At 68.5% G+C, this 17,215-nt stretch carries 14 protein-coding genes; 9 read left to right on the top strand and 5 right to left on the bottom strand.

Annotation, left to right across the window (positions count from 1 at the left end):
- The 6 genes from JNN06_RS13395 to JNN06_RS13370 all read left to right on the top strand — a co-directional run.
- A partial coding sequence (locus tag JNN06_RS13395; protein ID WP_291240095.1) for a YjbH domain-containing protein occupies positions 1-525 on the top strand: 525 nt, incomplete at its 5' end.
- Positions 522-1,154: a YjbF family lipoprotein gene (locus JNN06_RS13390; protein WP_291240094.1), complete on the top strand. Its 633-nt coding sequence runs from the start codon at positions 522-524 to the stop codon at positions 1,152-1,154. The genes JNN06_RS13395 and JNN06_RS13390, both read left to right, overlap by 4 nt.
- 99 nt (positions 1,155-1,253) lie before the next feature.
- On the top strand, positions 1,254-2,618 hold the full coding sequence (locus tag JNN06_RS13385) for a polysaccharide biosynthesis/export family protein (RefSeq protein WP_291240093.1): 1,365 nt from the start codon (positions 1,254-1,256) through the stop codon (positions 2,616-2,618).
- Positions 2,615-4,591, top strand: a complete 1,977-nt coding sequence (locus JNN06_RS13380; protein WP_291240092.1) for a polysaccharide biosynthesis tyrosine autokinase — start codon at positions 2,615-2,617, stop codon at positions 4,589-4,591. Before JNN06_RS13385 ends, JNN06_RS13380 begins: the two co-directional genes overlap by 4 nt.
- 9 nt (positions 4,592-4,600) lie before the next feature.
- Positions 4,601-5,305: a sugar transferase gene (locus JNN06_RS13375; RefSeq protein ID WP_291240091.1), complete on the top strand. Its 705-nt coding sequence runs from the start codon at positions 4,601-4,603 to the stop codon at positions 5,303-5,305.
- A 5-nt stretch (positions 5,306-5,310) separates the two neighbouring features.
- Positions 5,311-6,588 carry an O-antigen polymerase gene (locus JNN06_RS13370; RefSeq protein ID WP_291240090.1) on the top strand — a complete coding sequence of 426 codons (1,278 nt, stop codon included), beginning with the start codon at positions 5,311-5,313 and terminating at the stop codon, positions 6,586-6,588.
- Here the strand turns inward: JNN06_RS13370 and JNN06_RS13365 are convergent.
- Genes JNN06_RS13365 through JNN06_RS13350 form a run of 4 tightly spaced genes read right to left on the bottom strand, consistent with a single transcriptional unit; the run spans position 6,531 to position 10,435 of the window.
- Positions 6,531-7,637: a glycosyltransferase family 1 protein gene (locus JNN06_RS13365; RefSeq protein ID WP_291240089.1), complete on the bottom strand. Its 1,107-nt coding sequence runs from the start codon at positions 7,635-7,637 to the stop codon at positions 6,531-6,533. The genes JNN06_RS13370 and JNN06_RS13365 overlap by 58 nt on opposite strands.
- Positions 7,627-8,706, bottom strand: coding sequence for a glycosyltransferase family 4 protein (locus tag JNN06_RS13360; RefSeq protein ID WP_291240088.1), 1,080 nt, complete (start codon positions 8,704-8,706; stop codon positions 7,627-7,629). The genes JNN06_RS13365 and JNN06_RS13360 overlap by 11 nt, the downstream gene beginning before the upstream one ends.
- Positions 8,688-9,548: a glycosyltransferase family A protein gene (locus tag JNN06_RS13355; protein ID WP_291240087.1), complete on the bottom strand. Its 861-nt coding sequence runs from the start codon at positions 9,546-9,548 to the stop codon at positions 8,688-8,690. Before JNN06_RS13355 ends, JNN06_RS13360 begins: the two co-directional genes overlap by 19 nt.
- Positions 9,545-10,435 (bottom strand): hypothetical protein, encoded by an 891-nt coding sequence (locus JNN06_RS13350; RefSeq protein WP_291240086.1) that lies wholly within the window; start codon positions 10,433-10,435, stop codon positions 9,545-9,547. Before JNN06_RS13350 ends, JNN06_RS13355 begins: the two co-directional genes overlap by 4 nt.
- 127 nt (positions 10,436-10,562) lie before the next feature.
- Between JNN06_RS13350 and JNN06_RS13345 the strand changes: the two genes are divergently transcribed.
- Entirely contained in the window at positions 10,563-11,615 is a 1,053-nt protein-coding gene (locus tag JNN06_RS13345; protein ID WP_291240085.1) for a glycosyltransferase, read from the top strand.
- A gap of 3 nt (positions 11,616-11,618) precedes the next feature.
- On the opposite strand, the gene JNN06_RS13340 is transcribed toward JNN06_RS13345, so the two are convergent.
- Entirely contained in the window at positions 11,619-13,931 is a 2,313-nt protein-coding gene (locus tag JNN06_RS13340) for a sulfatase-like hydrolase/transferase (protein ID WP_291240084.1), read from the bottom strand.
- 156 nt (positions 13,932-14,087) lie between these two features.
- On the opposite strand from JNN06_RS13340, the gene JNN06_RS13335 reads away from it, so the two are divergent.
- Positions 14,088-15,860: an ABC transporter ATP-binding protein gene (locus JNN06_RS13335; protein WP_291240083.1), complete on the top strand. Its 1,773-nt coding sequence runs from the start codon at positions 14,088-14,090 to the stop codon at positions 15,858-15,860.
- 37 nt (positions 15,861-15,897) lie between these two features.
- Positions 15,898-17,202, top strand: a complete 1,305-nt coding sequence (locus JNN06_RS13330) for a glycosyltransferase family 1 protein (RefSeq protein ID WP_291240082.1) — start codon at positions 15,898-15,900, stop codon at positions 17,200-17,202.
- Positions 17,203-17,215: the final 13 nt, after the last annotated feature.

Genomic DNA, 17,215 nt, shown 5'->3' with positions numbered 1-17,215 from the left:
CTTGGTCTGTTCGAGCGGATGTATGGCGGCGTCTCGGCGGAGCTGCTGTGGGCGCCGGTGGACCGGCGGCTGGCCCTGGGGGTGGAGCTGAACCATGCCATGCTGCGCGAGACCGGTGGGCTTGGCTTTCAGGATTACCGGGTGTTGACCGGCCATGCCTCGGCCTATCTGGACATGGGGCGCGGCTATCATGCGCAGCTGGATGCCGGGCGCTATCTGGCAGGCGATCTGGGCGCGACGCTGACCCTGACGCGGCGTTATGGCAATGGCATCGAGGTGGGCGCCTTTGCGACGCTGACCGATGTGGGCTTTGACGATTTCGGCGAGGGCGCCTTTGACAAGGGCATCACCATCACCCTGCCGCTGGGGGCGGGGCAGCCGACGCGGGCGACTTCTTCGGTCACGCTGCGCCCCTTGTTGCGCGATGGCGGCGCGCGGCTGTCGGTGCGCAACCGGCTGTATGATCTGACGCTGGATGACCGCGAGGCGGCGGCGGGCAAGCGGTGGTCGAGGTTCTGGCGATGAGGGGCTTTTGGGCAATAGCGGCAGCTTTGGCGCTGCTGGCGGGTTGTGGTCTGCCGGACCGGGCCTTGCGCTCGGTCACCGGCGATCCGCCTGCCGCCAGCTTTGCGCGCGAGGAGGCGGCCTTGGCACCACTGCTGGCTGATCCCGCCACGCCGAAAATGGTGTTGCGCATTCCGGCGCGCGGGGTGGCGGTGACGATGCTGCTGGCGGGCACGCGCGCGGGCGTGCAGCGCTGGCGCACCACCGACAATGTGCAGATCTACACCCAGGGCGGGATGATCCTTGGCACGCGCGGGCTTGGTCATGATGTGATGACGGTGGACAGCGGTGCTGCGGCTGCGCTGATTGCCGGAGGCTCTGCCGGGCAGATCACGCGGATGCACCGGGTCTTGACCGGGGATGACGGGCTGGAGCTGCAAAGCTGGGTCTGCGACCTGTCCCCGGCGGGGGCCGAGCGGCTGCGCGTGGGCGAGAATGCCTGGGCCGAGGCGCAGGTGGTGACCGAGACCTGCCATGGCCCGCGCGGGCCGTTTGAAAACCGGCATTGGGTTGTGGCGGGTGTGCTGCGCCAGAGCTGGCAATATGTGGGGCCGGAAATCGGTGTGATCCAGTTGCTGTTCCTGCCGTAAACAAGGGCGGGCCTCTCCGCCGGGTGTTTTGCTGAGTACGGGTTGTAAACCCCTTCGTCCCATACCCGATCTGTCGGCCCAACCGGAGTTGCCCTCTTGATGCGTCTGTTTTCTGCTGTTGCCGTTCTGGGGCTGCTGGCTGGCTGTGGTGCGGTGTATCAGGGCACCACGATCCGCGAGGGCGTGGTGGATGGCGCCAAGGTGCGCGTGGTGGCGGTGACGCCGGAAAGCGTGCTGGCCGCCAATAGCGAGGCCTGGACGCCGAAGGGCCTGCCTGCGGCCTTTGCCAGCACGGCGGGGCTGTCGGGCGGCGGCGGGGCGGGGGCGCGCGCCCCCGATCCGGTGCGCGAGGCCGAGCCGCGCGTGGGCGATCCGCAGACCCTCGCGCCGCCGCCGGTGCCCGAGCAGCCCTATCGCATCGGGGTGGGCGATGTGGTGTTGCTGGCGACCAAATCGGCGGGCAGCACGGCGGCAGAACTTTCGGGCCTGCTGGCGGCGGAAAACCGGCGGCAAGGCTATACCGTGCAGGATGACGGCGCCATTGCGGTGCCGGATGTGGGCCGCGTGCGCATCGCGGGCATGACGCTGGAGGAGGCCGAGCCGGTGGTGCTGCAAGCGCTGCTGTCGCGCCAGATCGACCCCAGTTTCAGCATCGAGATCGCCGAGTTCAACGCCCGTCGCGTCTCGGTCGGCGGGGCGGTGGTGACGCCGGGCGTGGTGCCGGTGACGCTGACGCCGCTGACGCTGGATGCCACCATCGCCAGCGTGGGCGGGGTGAAGGTGGCTGATCGCAAATCGGCGGTGATCCGCATCTATCGCGAGGGGCGGCTGTATCAGATCCCGGTCGAGGCCTTTCTGCGCAACCCTTCGCTGCAAAAGACCCGGCTGATGGATGGCGACAGCGTGTTCGTGGATGCCGATTTCGATCTGGATCGGGCCGAGGCCTATTTCGCCGAGCAAATCCGGCTGGCCGAGTTCAAACAATCCAGCCGTCAGGCCGCGCTTTCGGCGCTGTCCACCGAGGTGAGCCTGCGCCGCGATGCCCTGACCGAACAGCGCGACCTGTTCGCCAAGCGGCTCGAGCTGGGGGCCGAGGATCAGGACCATGTCTATCTGGCGGGCGAGCTGCGCAGCCCCGGCCGCATGACGCTGCCCTTTGAGCAGCGGCCCACGGTGGCGGATGCGATTTATGGTGGTGGCGGCGGTGTGCTGTCGCGCACCGGCAATCCGCGCCAGATCTATGTGCTGCGCGGCTCGCCCGATCCGCGCGAATTTGGCGGCATCACGGCCTGGCATATTGATGGCGGCACGCCCTCGGGCATGGTGATGGTGACGCGGATGGAGCTGCGGCCCAATGACGTGATCTTTGTGGCCGAACAGCCGGTGACGCGCTGGAACCGCGCGATTGACCAGATCTCGCCCAGCCTGATCGCGATTCCGCTGAATGATGCGGTGGCCAATTGAGGGGCGCGGCATTGCGCGGGGCTGGCCCCGACGAGGATCTGGTCGATCTGGGCGGGCTGGCGCGCGGCCTCTGGGCCGGGCGGCGCTGGATTGCGGCGATCATGGCGGCCTGCCTGCTGCTGGGCGCGGTGCAGGCCTTTATCCGCGCCACGCCGGTTTATACGGCGGCCAGTGTCGTGGTGTTGGAATCGCGCGACAAATCGGTGGCGGGGCTGGATTCGGTGCTGGGCGAATTGTCCACCGGCACCACCTCGGTGGTGCGCACCGAGATCGAGGTCTTGCGCAGCCGCAAGCTGGTGGCGCAGGTGGTGGCGGCGCTGGACCTGACGCGCGACCCGGAGTTCAACGCGGCCCTGCGCGCGCCAAGCCTGTGGCAACGCTTTCTGGGCCTGTTCACCCCCGACCGCCCCGATCTGCGCAGCACAGCCGAGCGCGAGCGCGCCACGCTGGATGGCACGGTGTCGGCGGTGCTGGGGGCGGTGGAGGTCGAGAATGTCTCGGGCTCGCTGGTGTTCCGCATCACGGCGCGCAGCCTTTCCGCCGAACGGGCGCGGCTTTTGGCCGATGAGATGGCGCGGGCCTATGTCGATGACCAGCGCCGCTACCGCTATGAGACGACGCAGGCGGCGGCAAGCTGGCTGACCGGCGAGCTGGCCGATTTGCAGGCCGAGCTGGAAACGGCCGAAACCGCCGTGCGGCGCTTTCAGGCGGCGACCAGCCTGATCGACGCCGAAAGCCTGGGCGCGATGGACCGGCAGCTGAAGGAAACGCGGGCGCGGCGCGACGGGGTGGCGGGCGATCTGGCGGCGCTGCGCGCGCAGATCGCGGCCCTGCCCGAGGGGGCGCCTGCGCGCGCGCGCTTGCAGGCCGATGCCGCGCGGCTGGAGGCGCAGGCGCGTTCGCTCTCCATGGCGGTGGAGGGGCTGATGGCCAACATCGAGGGGCAATCGCAGGATCTGATCCGGCTGGACCAGTTGAAGCGCGAGGCGGAATCGAGCCGTCTGCTCTATGAGCATTTTCAGGCGCGGCTTAAGGAGACCACGGCGCAGCTGGGATTGCAGCAGGCCGACAGCCGCATCCTGTCGCAAGCCGTGCTGCCCGACCGGCCAAGCGCCCCGCGCAAGGGGCGGATACTGGCGATCTCGGGCCTGCTTGGGCTGCTGCTGGGGGTGGTGTTCGTGGTGATCCGCGATCAGCAAACCCGCCGCATCCGCTCGGCCCGGGCCTTGGAGGCGCTGACCGGGCACATGGTGCTGTCGCAGATCCCGGTCATTCCGGCCAAGGGGCGGCAGGCCAGCATTGCCTGGTTGCAGGCCAACCCGACCTCGGCCCCGGCAGAGGCGATCCGCAATCTGCGCACTTCGGTTTTGCTGGGCAACCGCGAGACGGTGCCGCAGGTGCTGACCATCACCTCGGCCAACCCGGAGGAGGGCAAGACCACGGTGGCGGCGGCGCTGGCACAGAACATGGCGCGGATGGGGCGACGGGTGCTGCTGATCGAGGGCGATGTGCGCAACCGCACGCTGAGCCGCAGTCTGGGCTTTGGCGAGGCCCCGGTTGCCGGGCTTTCCGAGGGGATCGCGGCGCCCGACAATCTGGCGCGGCTGGTGCAGGCCGCGCCCTGGGGTGGCGATGTGCTGCTGGCGGATCGGGCGCCGGTCGATACGGTCGATCTGTTCGCCTCGGACGGTTTCGCCGCGCTGATCGCCACGGCGCGGGGGGCTTACGACATGGTGTTGATCGACACGCCGCCGGTGCTGGCGGTGCCGGATGCGCGGGTGATCGCGCAGGCCTCGGATGCGGTGCTGTTCGTGGTGCGCTGGAACCGCACGCTGGGCGATCAGGTGACCGAGGCGCTTGGCCAGCTGGAGAGCGTGCATGCGCGGGTGGCGGGGCTGGTGGTCACGCAGGTGACGGCCGAGGGCCTGCGCCATTACGGCTATGGCTATGGCCAGCGCTACGGTCAGGCGTGAGCGGCAATCGTGGGATGTAACGACGGCCATCACCCTCTCACAACAGCCGGGCCGCAGGGGCGGCGCCGGGCCGGGGCCTGTTGCGGCACCTGCCGCGCCGGGCGGTTTTGCCAAAGCCTGTCAAAGCGGGGGCTGGATATTCTGGGCGCCCTTGTGCTGCTGCCGGTGGTTTTGCCGCTGATCCTGCTGCTGGGGATGATGGTCATGCGCGATGGCGGCGGGCCGTTTTACGGCCATACCCGCATCGGTCAGGGAGGGCGGGCGTTCAAATGCTGGAAGCTGCGCAGCATGGTGCCGGAATCGCATTTGCATCTGCGCAGCCATCTGGCCGACGATCCGCAGGCGCTGGCCGAATGGACGGCGCATTTCAAGCTGCGCGAAGACCCGCGCATCACGCCTCTGGGCCAGATGTTGCGCCGCACCAGTCTGGATGAGCTGCCACAGATCTGGAACGTGCTGCGCGGCGACATGAGCTTTGTCGGGCCGCGCCCGGTGACGCGCTCGGAGCTGCGGATGTATGGCGGCGCCCTGGAGCATTACCTTGCGATGCGTCCCGGCATCACCGGCTTGTGGCAGGTCAGCGGGCGCAACCGGCTGAACTATGACCAGCGCGTCCTGCTGGATGTGGAATATGCCCGGACCTGCGGGCTGGCGCAGGATGCGCGCATTCTGCTGCGCACCTTGCCGGTGCTGCTGTCGCGGACCGGGCGTTAGCGGCCATGAGAACGGCGCCATGGCTGAACCCGGTTTTCATCGTGCTGTGCTGGGCCGGGGTGGTGCTGGCGGCCTGGCAAACCCCGGCGGCCAGCTATTATGACCTGATGCGCAGCGGCAAATATGTCGATGGCACCACGGTGCTGACCGCGCTGCTGCTATATGGGTTCTTCGGCCTTGGCAGTTTTCTGGCGAGCGCCTCGGCGGGGCGGCGGGCGGCCGGGGCCGAGGTGCAGGCGGGGCGGCTGGCCTTCCTGATCTGGCGCCCGGTGCGGCAGTTTGTCGGGCTGGCATGGCTGGGCTGTCTGGCGGCCTATCTGCTGGCTTTCGCGCCGACGCTGAAGGCCGAAACCCTGCTGCGCCTGCTGCGCGGCGACACCTTTCTGGAGAAGATGGGCAACAGCATTGCGGGCCTGACCACGGCCACGCAATTCGGGGTGTTTGTCGCGGTCTGGTGCGCCCTGGTGCTGTTTTCGGGGCTGGAGCTGTCGCGGCGCGGGCGGCGACGGGTCTGGCTCATGCTGGCCAGCGTGGCGCTGCTGTCGGTCTATCGCGGGGTGTTGTGGCACGAGCGTCTGGCCTTCATCGAGATCGCGGTGCCGGTGGCGGTGATCTGGTCGGCCTATCGGCTGCGCCATCCGCTCGTGCTGGCGCTGGCGCCGCTGGTCGCGGTTCTGGCGGCCATTCTGCTGTTCGGGCTGTTTGAATATTTCCGGACCTGGTCCCATTACCGCGAGGGGCAGGGCCATCTGCTGCTGTTCGCGACGCAGCGCTTGCTGAGCTATTACTATTCCTCGGTCAATAATTTCGGCATGGCCTTGCAGCATATCGAGCCGCTGTGGCAGCCGCTTTGGACGCTGGATTTCCTGTATAAATTCCCGGTGCCGGGCAACCCGCTGGCATCGGTGCGGGGCGAGGCTTACACGCTGTTGTTCCAGACCGCGCTGGAGCTGCACAGCCACCCGGAGTTCAACCTGTATAGCGGGCCGGGGCTGGCCTATCTGGATTTCGGCATCGCGGGCGGGGCGGGGGTGATGGCGGGGTTCGGCTTTCTCAGCGGGCGGCTGTTCAACGCGTTCCGGCGGCGGGCGCTGCATGGGATGCTGGCCTATCCGGTGTGGATGGTGGGGATGATCGACCTCGGGCGCATTCTCTATTGGCCGTCCAGCCGGGCCTTTCCGGTCTGGTTGTGCATTCTGGTGATGCTGGTTCTGTATCGCCGATTTCAGGCGGGGCCGCGCAACAGCGCCAGCAGGGTTTCGGCGCTGGTGGCCCAGCGATAGCGCGCGGCCTGTTCGTGGCCCTTGGCGGTCAGCGTGGCGCGCAAGCCGGGGTCGGTGGCGATGCGGGTCATCGCCTCGGTCCAGCCGGGGCGGTCGGTCGGGTCGATGAAAAGGGCCGCCTCGCCGCAGATTTTGGGCACCGCCCCGCCGGTGGTGGCCAGCACCGGGCAGCCGCAGGCCATGGCCTCGACCGGGGGCAGGCCGAAACCCTCGGTCAGCGAGGGGAAGACCAGCGCGAGGGCGCCTTCGTAGAGCGCGCGCAGCTCGCCATCGCTGACCCGGCCGATCAGCCTTGTGCCGGGCGGGGCGCGCAACCCGGCGTCAGAGAACACCCGCACATCCATGCCGCCCGCCACGATCAGTTCGGGCGCGCTTTGCGGGCGGGCGGCGGCGGCCTCCAGCAGAAGGGCGAGGTTCTTGTGCGGGGCCAGATTGCCGATGGCCAGCAGATAGCCCCCGGCGCGCAGGCCATGACGGGGCAGGGTCTGCGGGTCGGCCTCGATCTGCCGGATATGGTCGGCGCCATTGGGCACCACCCGCACGGCGCCTTTGGGGGCGATGCCCAGATCCTCCAGCCGCCGCTGCGCGAAACCCGAGACCGTCAGCACATGCCGCACCCGCCGCGTCAGCCGTGGCAACAGCAGGCGATAGAGCCAGCGGAAGGCGCGGGAATAGCTGTGCGGCGCATCCCAGACCTGCGCGTCATGGATCATCACCGCCTGATCGCAGTGCAGCAGCGGCCCGGTGGAGCAAAGCGACAGCAGCGTCTGGCCCCGCGCGGCACGGGGCAGCGCCAGTTGCTCCCACAGATGGCCGCGCAAGGGGCCGCCGCAGGGGCGCAGCACCAGCTTGGCCCGCGCGGCAGGGGGCAGGCTGTCCAGCCAGCCCGGATGCAGCGACCCGCGCGCGGGATGCAGCAGGATCAGCCGCGCCACATCGGGGCGGGCCGCCATGGCCTTCAGCAATTCGATCGCCACCCGGTCCACCCCGCTGGCAGGCCGGGTGAGGAAGCGGGCATTGACGGCCAAAGTGAGAGGCTTATCCGGCATCATGCGTCACCTCGGCATACAGCGCCTGCATCTCGCGGTGCAGCCGGTCGCTGTGGAAGCGCGCCTGATAGCGCGCCAGCGCGGCAGGGCGCAGGGCGGCCAGCGCGGGCTTGGTGCAGCGGGCGAGCGCCTCGGTCAGGGCGGGCAGGGTCAGATCGGTGGCGAAACCGCTGATCCCCTCCTCGATCAGGGTGGGCATATCCGAGCGAGTGCTGACCAGAACCGGGGTGCCATTGCGCAGGGCCTCCATCAGCACCAGCGGCATGCCTTCCCACCGCGAGGGCAGAAGAACCAGATCCGCGGCGCGGTAAAAGCTGTCGATCCGGTCGGCACCGATCCAGCCCAGACGGGTGACGCCCTCGGGCAGGGGCGCAGCCGCGCCGGGGCTGGCCTGCACCACCGCCTCGCCGATCACATGCAGATGCAGCGCCGGGTTCTGCCGCCGCGCGGCGACAAAGGCGGGCAACAGCAGGTCAAAGCCCTTTTGCGGGTCCAGCCGCCCGACGAACAGCAGATGCACCGCATCGGCAGGGCCGGGCAGCGGGGCAGGGGGTAAAGGTAGCGCCGGTCGCACGGCATTCTCGATCACCAGATGGTGCGCGCGATAGCCATGCTGGCGCGCAAAGGCCTGCTCGCCCGACGAGACATTCACCACCCGATGCGCCAGCCCGCAGAGCCGCCCCTCGATCCGGCGCAGCAGGGGGGCATGGCGGCTTTCGCGCGCGCCGCCCCAGCCATGGGCGCAATACAGAAACCGGCTGCGCGGCAGCAAGGGGCGCAGCAAGGCGAGCGCCAGCAGGGAAAAGCTGGAATGGCAGAACACGATGTCGGGCCGCTGCCGCAGCCCGCAGCGCAGGGCGTGAAAGCCAAAGCGCAGCAGCCCCGCGACCGAGCGGCGCGGGCGGCGGAAGGTGTCGCGCGCCACGGCTGCGGCCAGCATGGTTTGATCCTCGGCGGGCAACAGCACGCGATGCTCGCCCGCGCCCTGCGCCAGCAAATTGATATAGGTGCCAACCCCGCCGCGCGCGGTTTCGCAGATATGCAGGATTTTCAGGGGCTTGGGTGGCACTTCGAAAGCCCCTCCCATCGGCCAAGGGCGGTGTTCAGCGCCAGATTGGCCTCACCCGCCTGCCCGCGCGCCAGATTGAACGCGGCGCGCAGCAGCGGGCGCAGCAGGTATTTCGCCTGCACCGCGCGGCCAAAGCCATGCTGGCGCAGCACATGCCCCATGCCGCGCCCATAGGCCCGGCATTTGCGCGCGGTGGCGGCATCGGGGCGGTGCAGCACATCGGGATGCTGGCCTGTCAGGGCCGGGTCGTAATACTGCCGGAACCCGGCGGCGAGGGCGCGCAGGGTCAGATCCTGCCCCTCGCACGCGCCGTAACGGGCGCCCACGCCCAATGCGGGATCATAGCCGCCGGTCGCCTCCAGCACGGTGCGGCGCATCAGCACCATCCATTCGATCTGCGTCTGCCAGATATTCCCGCGCCCGACCCATCCGGCCTCGGCGGTGAAATTGCCATTGCTGTTCTGCCCCGCCGCATCGGCGCAGCGCCCCGAGACCAGATCGGCGCCGGTCTGCTGCATCACCGCCAGCATTCGCGCGATCAGGCCCGGCGGATAGGTGCAATCGTCATCGGGAAAGATCACCAGATCGGCCGCCACCGCCTGCCATCCCAGATTGCGCGCCGCAGAGGAGCCGAGGGGCTGCCCGACGTCCAGATGGCGGATGTTCAGGCGGCCCGCAAAGCGGGCGAGAAGGGGGGCGAGGATCGGCGCCGGGTTCTGATCGACCACGACCACCTCCGCCGGGCCGATGTTCTGATGCAGGAGCGATTCCAGCATCGCGGCCAGCGGTTCCGTGCGGCCCAGGGTCGGGATGACATAGGCGATGCGGGGGGCTGCGGTCATGGCTCGCGCTCCAGCGTGATCTTGCTGTTGCGCGCGCCCAGCAAGACCTGCTGCCACAGCATGTCAAAGCCACATTTCACCAAAGTGCGCGCCTTGGGTTGCTGCGGCAGGGCGCCAAAGACCGAAAGCGAGGCCAGCGCCAGCGGCAGGCGCCCGCGCACGGTGCGGCCATCCAGCCGCAGCCCCTCATAGGTCGCCATCCGGTGCCGGGGCACGCCATAGCGGGCCAGCGCGTCCAGAATATGCGCCTCATAGCCATGCACATCGGCAAAGCCGTTGGCCCGGGCCTTGCCGCCCACGGGCCGGGTGTGCAGCGCGGGAAAGGCGTCGATCACCGCAAAATCGCGCGGGCCTTCCGCCACCGCATTGCACCAGATCAGGTCGATGCCGCTTTCCAGACCACTGTGATAGAGCGGCGCGATGGTCGCCACCACATCCTGGCGGAAGATCGGGCAGCACATCTCGATGAAATTCACGAAGCGCAGGCGGAATTGCGGCTGGCGCAGGGTGGCGGCATAGGAGAAATGGCTGCCCCAGGCGAAGGCGGGCTGCGCGATCTTCAGCCGATGTTCGGCGGCAAGGGCAAAGCATCCGGCGATCTGGTCGGCGCTGATCCGCAGGTCTTCATCCATGAAACAGACGTAATCATAGCGCGCCAGCCGCGCCGCATGGTCGCGCAGGATGCCGGAATAGCCCGCCACCTTGGGGCCGGGGCGATGCTCGACCGTGACGCCGGGGGTATCGTGCAGATGGGGCAGGGGGGCAAAACTGCTGAGCAGCACATCATACCGGCCCTGCGCGGCACCGGCGATCCATTGCGGGTGCAGGCTGTCAGGCCCGATGCGGCTGACAATCAGATAACGGGGCTGGGTCTCGGGCTGATCCATCTTTTGCCGTCTGGCCTGCGGGTTGCCACGGCAATGCCAAGCGGGCCGGGGTTTTGCAAGCGCTTTGGCCGGGCGCATGGGCTGGGCCTGCTTGACAGGCTGCGCGCCGCCCGCCAGTGACCGCTCTATGAGCCCGCGCCCGCAGCCCCGCGATCTGTTCCTGTGCCACACCGCCTATGAGGTCGGCGGGGCCAAGGTGGTGACCGACCGCAATCTGGCCTTCTGGCAGCAGGCGGCGGCGCGGCGCGGGCGGGCGGTCACGGTGATCGTGCCGGAGCCGCCCAAGGGGGCGGGCTGGCGCGCGCGCGCCAGCCATCTGCTGTTCCGCCTGTCGCCGTCCGAGCTGGCCTCGGTGATCCGCCACGCCCGCGCGGGGGGCGATGTCTGGATCGACCATGGCGAGCTGGGCGCGGTGGCGGCCTTGCTGCGGCTGTTGCGGGTGCCGGGGCGCATGCATCTCTTTCACCACAATGACGAGGCGCGCTATGCGCGGGATGAACTGGCAGCCATGGGCCTGCGCGGCTGGCGCTTGCGGGCCAAAGCGGCGTTGGTCGCGATGCGGCAGGGACTGGGGCTGAGGGCGGCGCAGCGCCATGTCTTCATCTCGCCCGATGAGTGTGCGCGCCATCCGCAGCGCCGCGCCCTGGTGTTGCCGCCCAGCTGGCCGCCCCTTGTGCCCTCGACCGCGGCGCCAGAAGATTTCGTGCTGCTGGTGGGAAGCCATTTCTTTGCCAATCTGCATGGTTTTGGCTGGTATCTGGATCAGGTGGCCCCGGTGATCCCGGCGCCCACGATCCTTGCCGGGCGCGGGATGGAGCGCGCCTTCGCCAGCGCCGGGCCGGTCACGGTGCTGGGCTATGTGCCCGATCTGGCGGCGCTTTATGCGCGGGCGCGGCTGGTGGCAGTGCCGATCTTCAAGGGCGCGGGCACCAAGGTGAAGCTGGCCGAGGCGCTGCATCATGGCTGTCAGGTGATCGCCACGCCCGAGGCCTGCGCAGGCATCGCGGGGCTGGAGGCGCTGGTGGCAAGCGGTCAGGTGATCTGCGCGCGCGGGCCAGAGTTTGCGGCGGCCATCCGGGCCGAGCTGGCCGCCCATCCGCAGGGCCGCCGCTTTGCGCCCGATGGCTTTTGCCACGACCGTTTCCTGCCCGCCTTTCTGGCCTTTTGCGAGCAGCGCTAAGGTTTAGCCGATGCGGCTGAGAAACAGGCCCTGACAGAAACCGCTGAAGCCCTGATGGCTGTGCAGCCGCACCTCCAGCGCCTCGGCGGGGGTCTCCAGCGTGAACTCGATCACGGCCAGCCGCCCCTCGGTCAATCGGGTGATTTTCCGGCTGGCGATGGCGGGCAGGCCGGTGGCGCAGACATCCAGCAGCAGGGGCTTGCGCCGCGCGCCGGGGGCGAAGGCAAAGCTGGCGGCATAGTGCCCGGCGGGCAGGTCGAGATAGGGGCCGTAAACCATTATGCCACGATCCCGCCGCCGCAGGCCAAAGCCCTGCGCCTCGTGGTTCTGGCCTGCATAATGCAGCCGCCCGGCGCCGGGGTCGGAGATCAGGATGTCGGTGCCGAAGAACCGCTCTGTTTCGCCCGCCATCGGCGCAGGGCGCGGCAGATCGGGGATCACTTGCGCAAAGCGCCCGGTTTGCAGGGTGGCGCGATTGTGCAGCTTGTCGCGGAACACCCGCGCGATCACCTTGCGCGGCACCGGCAGCGCCATGGCCTGCGCCAGCAGCGCATCGGCGGCGGGGTGCTGCGCCTCGGGCAGGGGCTGGCCGTGGCTGTCACAGCTGAGCGCGGTGGTGGTCTGGTAATCGACGCACAGCCGCAGCCCGCCCTGCGCCAGCATCAGCGCCGCCTGTGGCCAGTTGCGCCATTCATTCACCGTCAGGGTGATGTGCAACCGTTCCTCCGGCACCTCCTCACGCGTGAGGTCATGGCCCGGATAGGGCGGCAGGTCGGGCGCCAGCCCTACCCCCAGCACCGAGGCCAGCGTGGGCGCCACGTCGATCAGCGAGACCAGCCGGTGCTGCATATTCGCCTCCAGACAGGCGCGGCGGGTGGGGTCCAGCCCGGCGGGCGGTTTGATCAGGAACAGGGGCCGCGTGACGGTGGCAGAGAGTTTCGTCAGCCGCGAGGATCGGCTGGTGCGGTCGCTGCCATCCACCCCGAAGGCCTCGCCATGATCGCCCAGGCTCAGGATCAGCGTGTCATCATAGCGCCCGGTCTGGCGCAGGGCGTCAAACACCATGCGATGCGCCTCGGTCACGGTATGGGCGGCGCGGCAGCGGCGGTCGGTGATGTGATCGGGGATCGGCCCGGCGCTGGCGTTCTGGAAGGGCAGGTGCAGGCCGTAAGTATACAGCACGATGAACAGCGGCCCCTCGGCCGTCAGGATACGGTCGCGCAGCCGCGCGGCCATCAGATAGTCATCGCAGCCCAGCTCATGCACGAAGGGCAGGCCGGTGCTGTGTGGCGTGGCGAGATCGTCGATGGCAGTGCCGAAAAACCCCTCCAGATTGCCCCATTTCAGGGTGGAGGCTGAATAAAACAGCGTGGTCATGCCGCGCGCTTTGGCCAGATCGAACAGCAGGGGCAGGCGGTGCAGGGTCTGCGCGCTGTCTTGCGGGGCGCAGCCGGTGAACAGGCAGGGCAAGGCGATGTCGGTGCAGGAACTGGGGGTGAGCGCATTGGTCGGGCGCAGCCACGCGGCAGCGTCACCACTGGCGGCGCGGATCGCCTCGGCCAGCGGCAGGCCGCCATGGCAGGTGACATCCTCGCCGGTGGATTCGTTCAGCACCAGCAGGATATGGCGCGCGGCACTGGGCGTGCCGGGCAGGGCGTGGCAGGCGGCGCTGCGGTCTGCGGCCTCCAGCCGCCCTTCGGGCAGGCTGTCATCCTGTGTCAGAAAGGCGCGCTCCGCCGGGCGCACTGGCAGCCCCGCCGCCACCCGCGCAGCCCAGATCCGCAAGCCAAGCGCCCCCAAGGGCAAGGCCAGCGCCAGCGCCAGCAGGGCACCCGGTTGGCTGAGCCGCAGCGGGCCTGCACATAGCGCCATCGCCGCCATCGCGCCGCCACTCAGCCGGGCAAGGCCCGCCAGTGGCACGAAAGTACGGATGGCGTTCACCAGATTGGGCATGGCATCGGAATCACCTGCCTTGACCGGCGCATGGCGCGCCACGCGAAACAGCGACAGGTTGAGGTATTTCCACGCCACCAGATCCAGCGTTTCATAGATCGCCCATAGCAACCCGCAAACCAGCGCCAGCAGCAGCGCCGCCATGGCGGGCAGCGCGGCCAAAGCCGCCGCCACCGCCAGCCACAACACCGCTAGCCGCAGCCAGAGCCCCGCCAGATGCAGCAGGCTTTCGCGCTGCGCCCCCGGCTCGGGGCCGTATGCGCGCCGCCATTCCCACCGCGCCAACAGGCACAGCGCGACTGTGGCGATCAGTGGCGCAATCAGGGCGTGAAACATGTTGGGCGTGGCCTCTTTATTCGGCATATCGGGCCGCTTGATCCTTAAAATATCCGGGGGGTCTTGACCAGAACCGGCCTGTTTGCCGCAGGGCCGCTTGATTGCCCCCGGCGATCATGCGACACGGCGACCTGTGTCGGCACGCCGCTTCGGGATGGCCGCTTTGGACATTGAGGCACGGCGATGCTGCATCTTTGGCACGAGGCCTATGGCATTCTGGCCCCCCGCGAACGGCGGCAGGCCTGGGCGATTCTGGCGCTGATGGTCGCCAGTTCCTTCCTTGAGGTGGTGGGCATCGTTTCGGTCGTGCCGTTTCTGTCGGTGCTTGAAAACCCCGGCTGGATCGACAGCAACGCGGTGCTTTCGGCGGCCTATCGGCTGGGCGGTTTTACCGACGCGCAGGATTTCATGGTGATGCTGGGGGTCCTGGCCTTCGTGCTGCTGGTGACGGCGGCGGGGGTCCGGGGGCTGACGGTGTTTTGCCTCAGCCGCTATATCCAGGCCTGCAGGCTGGAGATCAGCTGCCGCTTGCTGGAAGGCTATCTGCATCAGGCCTATGGGTTTTTCCTCGGGCGGCACAGTGGCGAGATGTCGAACCTTGTTCTCAGCGAGGTCGACATGTTCGTGGACAGCGCCCTGATGCCGATGGCGCAGACCATCAGCTACAGCCTTGTGCTGGCGGCGCTTGTGTCGCTGTTGATCTATGTCGATCCGCTGACGGCGATCAGCGCGGCGGCGGTGATCGGCGGGGCCTATGTGCTGATCTATCGCGTGATCCGCGAGCGGCTGACCCGCAGCGGGCAGGAACGGCTGGAGGCCAACCGCGCGCGCTTTGAGGCGGCGAGCGAGGGGTTCGCGGGCATCAAGTCGATCAAGATCATGGGGCTGGAGGGGCGCACCCTCACGCGGTTCCGGGTGCCCTCGGTGGTGGCGGCGCGAAGCATCGTGCTGAACAACACGTTGGGCCAGATGCCGCGCATGGTGATCGAGGCGACAGCCTTTGGTGGCATCATCGTGCTGGCCATGGGGCTGGCGCTGCGGCGCGAGGGCGACAGCGCGGCGGTGCTGCCGGTGCTGGGGCTTTACGCCTTTGCCGCCTATCGCATGCTGCCTGCGGTGCAAAGCATTTACCAGAACCTCAGCAACCTGCGCTTTGTCGCGCCGGTGGTGGAGCGGTTGGCCGAGGAGCTGGCCGAATGCCAGGCCCGCCCGCCTGTCACCGGGGCGGCGCAGATGCGCTTGACGCGGGATTTGCAGCTTGAGGGGCTGGGCTTTGATTATGGGGCCACATCAGCCCAACCCACCGCGCGCGGTGCCGGGATTGCAGAGATCAGCCTGACCCTGCCTGTCGGCCACAGCCTTGGCATCATCGGCACCACCGGCGCGGGCAAGACCACGCTGGTCGATGTGATGCTGGGCTTGCTGGAGCATCAGACCGGCGAGATGCGGGTGGATGGCACGCCGGTCACCGCCTCCAATCGCCGCGCCTGGCAGGACCGGCTGGGCTATGTGCCGCAAGACATTTACCTAACCGCCAGCAGCATTGCCGAAAACATCGCCTTCGGCCTGCCCGAGGCCGAGATCGACCGCGCGCGGGTGGCCGAGGTGGCGCGCATGGCGCGGATTGCCGATTTCATCGAAACCGAATTGCCCGAGGGCTATGCCACCCAGGTGGGCGAGCGCGGGGTGATGCTGTCGGGCGGGCAGCGCCAGCGCATCGGTATTGCCCGGGCGCTGTATCGTGACCCCGATGTGATCGTGTTCGACGAGGCGACCAGCGCGCTGGACACCGAGACCGAGACCGCCGTGATGGAGGCGTTGGCTGCGCTGGCCGGGCGCAAGACCCTGATCATCGTGGCGCATCGCCTGACCACCATCGCGCGCTGCGATCAGGTGATCCGGCTGGAGCAGGGCCGCATCGTGGCCCGGCTGCGCGGCGCGGATCTGGTCTCGTGATGCCCGTCCCCCCGATTGCCCGCCTGCGGAGAGCGCTATGACCATCTGGCTGCATGTCACCTCCTCTTACACCTGGACGCGGCCGGCGGTCGGGGTGATCCGGGTGGAGCAGGAGCTGTTCGCCGCGCTGGCGCGGCACCGGCTGGGGCAGCCGGATGCGGCGGAGCTGCGCTATTGCATCTTCATGGGGGGCGAGCTGTTCGAGGTGCCCGCCTCGGCCATGACGATCACGCCGCAAGACCCCGCAACGGCCCGGCGGCCCGGCCTTCTGCTGGCGCTGCCATGGGCGGCATGGCTGGCGGTGCGGGGGCTTTGGCTGCGTCTGGCGACGGTCAGCCCGCTGGCGGCGCGCGCCTTCCAGAAGGCCAAGGCGCTGCGCAACCGCTGGTCCGAGCGCCGCGCGGGTCACCAGCCCTGGCCGCGCGCAGCGATCCAGCCCGGCGATGCCTTCCTCTCGGTCGGGCATGATTGGGCGCTGGATTTTACCACTCTGTTCACCAAGGTGACCGAAGGCCATGGCGCAAGGCTGATCAGTTTTTGCCACGATCTGATCCCGGTGCGCTTTCCCGAATATTGTCTGGGCGCCGATCAGGACAAGATGGTGACCTATTTCGACACGCTTTTCGCGCGCTCGGCGCTGGTTCTGTGCAACTCGGCCTGCACCGAGCGCGACGTGGTGCAGCACCATGCCAGCCGGGGCCTGCCTGCGCCGCAAACGCTGGTCGTGCCGCTGGGCTGCGATGTGCCGCAATCGGACGTGCTGCCCGCGCCGGATGTGGCGCCGGAGGAGGAGTTCATCCTCTATGTCTCCACCATCGAGCGGCGCAAGAACCATCAGGTTCTGTATGACGTCTATGCCGAGCTGTCCTCTCATCCTGATTTCGCGCGCCTGCCGACGGTGTGTTTCGTGGGGATGCAGGGCTGGCGGGTGGAAAACCTGATGGAGGACATCGCGCTGAACCGGAAGGTGTCGCACAAGTTCAAGATCCTGCCCCATGTCACCGATGCGCAGCTGGGCCAGCTGTATCGGCGCGCGCTGTTCTGCGTCTACCCGTCCTATTACGAGGGCTGGGGCCTACCGGTGGCCGAGGCGCTGGCCCTGGGCAAGGTGGTGATCGCCTCGGATGCCGGGTCTTTGCCCGAGGCCAGCGGCGGCCATGCGTTGCATCTGGGGCCCTATGACACAAGGGCCTGGCGCGATGCGATCCTGCGCATGTCGACCGATGCCGACTGGCGCGAGGGGTGGGAGCGCCGGGTTCGGGCCGGGTTCCGGCCGCTGACCTGGGATGGCGCCGCCGCCCTGCTGTGGCCCGCCATGGCGCCTTCCGTCAAGAATAGTTGACCAAAACTATCAA

Source organism: Gemmobacter sp., assembly GCF_016792925.1.
In the GTDB taxonomy this organism is placed as follows: domain Bacteria; phylum Pseudomonadota; class Alphaproteobacteria; order Rhodobacterales; family Rhodobacteraceae; genus Gemmobacter.
Note: the sequence above shows the minus strand (reverse complement) of the source record. Positions and strands in the feature narration are given on the sequence as shown.

Bases quoted from the DNA above. Each gene is read 5' to 3' on its own strand.
- JNN06_RS13390 (WP_291240094.1), top strand. From the start codon at position 522: ATGAGGGGCTTTTGGGCAATAGCGGCAGCTTTGGCGCTGCTGGCGGGT.
- JNN06_RS13385 (WP_291240093.1), top strand. From the start codon at position 1,254: ATGCGTCTGTTTTCTGCTGTTGCCGTTCTGGGGCTGCTGGCTGGCTGT.
- JNN06_RS13355 (WP_291240087.1), bottom strand. From the start codon at position 9,548: ATGACCGCAGCCCCCCGCATCGCCTATGTCATCCCGACCCTGGGCCGC.
- JNN06_RS13370 (WP_291240090.1), top strand. From the start codon at position 5,311: ATGAGAACGGCGCCATGGCTGAACCCGGTTTTCATCGTGCTGTGCTGG.
- JNN06_RS13345 (WP_291240085.1), top strand. From the start codon at position 10,563: ATGAGCCCGCGCCCGCAGCCCCGCGATCTGTTCCTGTGCCACACCGCC.
- JNN06_RS13365 (WP_291240089.1), bottom strand. From the start codon at position 7,637: ATGCCGGATAAGCCTCTCACTTTGGCCGTCAATGCCCGCTTCCTCACC.
- JNN06_RS13340 (WP_291240084.1), bottom strand. From the start codon at position 13,931: ATGCCGAATAAAGAGGCCACGCCCAACATGTTTCACGCCCTGATTGCG.
- JNN06_RS13335 (WP_291240083.1), top strand. From the start codon at position 14,088: ATGCTGCATCTTTGGCACGAGGCCTATGGCATTCTGGCCCCCCGCGAA.
- JNN06_RS13350 (WP_291240086.1), bottom strand. From the start codon at position 10,435: ATGGATCAGCCCGAGACCCAGCCCCGTTATCTGATTGTCAGCCGCATC.
- JNN06_RS13330 (WP_291240082.1), top strand. From the start codon at position 15,898: ATGACCATCTGGCTGCATGTCACCTCCTCTTACACCTGGACGCGGCCG.